We start from the raw sequence: 2,968 nt of genomic DNA, 5'->3' as shown, positions 1-2,968 counted from the left end.
GGAAGGGTGATACCAACACCGTCGGCATCTGCCTCACAGGCTACAGTTTCAGATCCATTCATATCTTCAATAGTGAATGGTTCGTACTCGATGGTGTACACATAGGACCAGTAAACTGTATTCCCACAGTCATCAGAATAAGAATACTGATAGGTACGGGTTCCTTCGCAAGTCAAAGGATCGGGTTCATCTGTGATTACAGGTCCAACGGGACTTAGTTCCACTCCACATTCATCTGTCACAGTAGCCGGAACAGGTGGTACTGCTTCAGACAAACAAGCTACAGTTGAGCCGCCATCCAAAGGTGCTACCGGACCCATTTGGTCAATCACCGTAAAGGTTGCTTCACAGGAGTAAGGTTCATTACAGTCATCTGTTATAGTATAACCAATGGTCACGGAACCACCGCACTCATCTGGTGCAAGATCTAATCCCGGTTTTGTCATTCCCACTGATTGCCCATCTACAAACCATTCCACACTACTGTTCCATCCACCACTTGCGTAGAAATCGTCAAGGAAGTCCCCAAAAGCCAGGTCGATATCGGCCTGGGATTGACAGGACTCTTCAATAACGTCTGTTGGACAGTTAAAAACGAATGCAGGACATTCATATTCACACTCTTTTACTTTAAAGTTAAGGGATCCGTTTGTGGGTTTATCATAGAAAAAAGCGATATAATATACATTATAAACATCGTCTCCCAGTACGGCATTATCATTAGTCCATTCCTCATATTGGTTAGCGTCGCTGCAGGCAATAAGTTCAAAATCTGCCTGACATGCTATTGGATCTGCAAGCCGCTCGGCGATACTTTGCATATCCCCTGCAGTATCGGTAAAAGAGCCGGCATGAAACAGGAACCAGGAGTCAGATGCACCTACGCCCTGAATTTTTGTACCGTCGACATTAGGAGGAGTCGCAAAAACCATCCATTGAAGATAGTTTCCGGTCTCACATCCACTTCCATCAAACAGATGGTCGTATTGGGCAGCTGCGTCTGCATCGTAAAGTCCTATTTGAGGGTCATCGGCTTCGATCCCACATCCATCTGTATCTGCTGCATTAGTACAGCTTATAAGACCGGATTCTACCGCCCCACTGTTGGAACAGTAAACTTTGGCATCACAGGGATCGGGTCCATGTCCATTTAGCATATCCGGCTGACAAATAGCCGGAGAGGATTCACATTGTGCCTGTAACTCCTGAGGTGGGAGAAAGAACAAAAGTAGGATAAGGAGAAAGCCGGAAAGGCCATTGATCATGGAATTTCCGTTTCGTTCCCGGGTTCGGGACAGGGAATTGGTAGTCCGGCGATTCTCCGGACAAAAAGTATCATCTTTCATAATTAATAATTTTGGTTAGAATGATTGCCAACAAAAGATGGAAAAGAAAGGTAGGTACAGGGCGAACTACTGCAAAAGCAGATTTTTAGAAATTTATTATGTAAAAATTCAACGAGGGAGGCAAATCATCAGCCCCGGGGGATGGGACTGTCAGGCTCTAAAGACATTGTCTTTACTGCAGGGGAATAATCCATTATATGTGGGGGAAAGACAAGTAATAATAATTTGAAGTAAAAATCCCAGGGTGTGCCTTGTAAGAATCAACTTCGACTTATTAAAGTTAGCTTAAATGTAAAATAAATATTAGCAGGTAAATATCTGATTATCAGAAATTTTTGTTAAAAACCAGTTCTTTTAGATGAAATGCAGCTTTTACAGGATAAAATTTGTTTTTTCCATAAAAATTCTTTCTTAACACCACCTTTTGAGACCTAAAAATTTTTAGAAGGCTCATAAAAAAGCAGCCGTTTCGGGCTGCTTTTCAGTTTTAAGTGTTACAATTTTTATTTACCTGAAAGAATCAGTTTCACATAGACCTCACGATCTGTGCTCGCTCTCAATACATACATTTGATCTGCACTAATGGAGAAATCCACGTTGATTGAAGTGACCGATCCTGCGGATACTCCTTTATCAGTTATAGTTCTCAACAAGTTACCTCCAAAGTCAAAGATCTCAATGACCACATCTGATGTATAATTGATGTCATACTTAACATTGATCACGTCACTGAACGGGTTTGGATAGACTGAGATGTCGTTGTCTACTACTTCGACGTACAGACTTTCCGTTACAGGCTCTTCAATCGAAGTAGCCTGGATAGAAGAACTTGCAGCACTACAATCTCTCACCGCTATGCTCCCGTAGCTGGCGGGAGCATTAAGAATTCCAAATCTATAATGCTGTGTACCATTAGGAGCAGGTGTATTATTAAGAGATTTTACATCGTATTTGGCTGAAATTATATACCAATTTCCTTTTTTCCCTTTGAATGTCACCTTAGTATCACCGTCAGGAAGAGGGTCAACTTTTATCTTAAGACTTTTACTGCAGCCATTTTCATAAACCCATACGTTGTTAGTATTTACCAGAGCAAATGGACTCATTCCACCCGGAACTTGCTGCTCAATTATAACTTCATAATTTCCATTAGCAAATGTAGTACCTGGTTCCCCTGCTACAATGTCACCATAGAAGAAAAATACTCCTGGAGTTCCATTTGTAATAGTACTTCCTGAAACTGTTACACAAACTTCATCCAACACCCAGGCGTCAGGATCATTCACGTACATTTGACAGGTCGTGTTAGTCGGGAAGATGTGTGAGCAATTCGTTGGTGGATTTACTGTCGCTTTCTTTGTAACACTACAAGTAATATCTGAAATCCTGCGAAGAACAACAGTATGTTCTCCTGCACTAAGACTGCTAAAATTAATAGGACTGGATGTGACTGTTGCATATGGCTCCCCGTCTATACTTATCTCTAAATCACTTAGAGGAGTTCCCGTAACAGCAGCTGAAATCGACAATTCTCCTCCGGCACAAGTTCCATCTGTGGGGGTTAAATTTAAAGTCAACTGATCTGGCATTGTAATATCAACATCATCATCTAACGTGATTAC

At 41.7% G+C, this 2,968-nt stretch carries 2 protein-coding genes; both read right to left on the bottom strand.

Annotation, left to right across the window (positions count from 1 at the left end; all coding sequences use genetic code 11):
- The coding region (locus G564_RS20550; protein ID WP_037374298.1) for an HYR-like domain-containing protein at positions 1-1,346 on the bottom strand (1,346 nt) is incomplete at its 3' end.
- A gap of 503 nt (positions 1,347-1,849) precedes the next feature.
- The coding region (locus G564_RS20545) for a T9SS type A sorting domain-containing protein (RefSeq protein WP_037374296.1) at positions 1,850-2,968 on the bottom strand (1,119 nt) is incomplete at its 5' end.

The organism is Salinimicrobium xinjiangense DSM 19287 (genome assembly GCF_000423585.1).
In the GTDB taxonomy this organism is placed as follows: domain Bacteria; phylum Bacteroidota; class Bacteroidia; order Flavobacteriales; family Flavobacteriaceae; genus Salinimicrobium; species Salinimicrobium xinjiangense.
Note: the sequence above shows the minus strand (reverse complement) of the source record. Positions and strands in the feature narration are given on the sequence as shown.